At 38.2% G+C, this 374-nt stretch carries 1 tRNA gene and 1 rRNA gene; both read right to left on the bottom strand.

The features are described 5' to 3' along the window. Positions 1-107 precede the first annotated feature (107 nt). Positions 108-184, bottom strand: a tRNA-Ile gene (locus BHU61_RS13270). 121 nt (positions 185-305) lie between these two features. Further along, a 16S ribosomal RNA gene (locus BHU61_RS13275) occupies positions 306-374 on the bottom strand; the annotation flags it as partial.

The raw sequence follows: 374 nt of genomic DNA on the forward strand, positions 1-374 counted from the left end.
GACGCGCGATTTTTTTAAGAATTCAAAAATGAACTCACTCGGTTTTGCTTGGTAAAATCTTTTATTTCTTCTTACTTTATCTAGTTTTCAAAGTACAATAATTAAAATGGTGGGCCTAAATGGACTCGAACCATCGACCTCACGCTTATCAGGCGTGCGCTCTAACCAGCTGAGCTATAGGCCCATTTTAATTTTGAATATTTACTACTGACCATAGGTCAAATATAAACATTCAAAACTGAATACAATATGTCAATGTTAATCCCTATCAGACCTAAAAGTCTGATTTCCGTAATTATCCTTAGAAAGGAGGTGATCCAGCCGCACCTTCCGATACGGCTACCTTGTTACGACTTCACCCCAATCATCTGTCC

The sequence above is a fragment of the Macrococcus epidermidis genome (genome assembly GCF_003259695.1).
GTDB classification, from domain to species: domain Bacteria; phylum Bacillota; class Bacilli; order Staphylococcales; family Staphylococcaceae; genus Macrococcoides; species Macrococcoides epidermidis.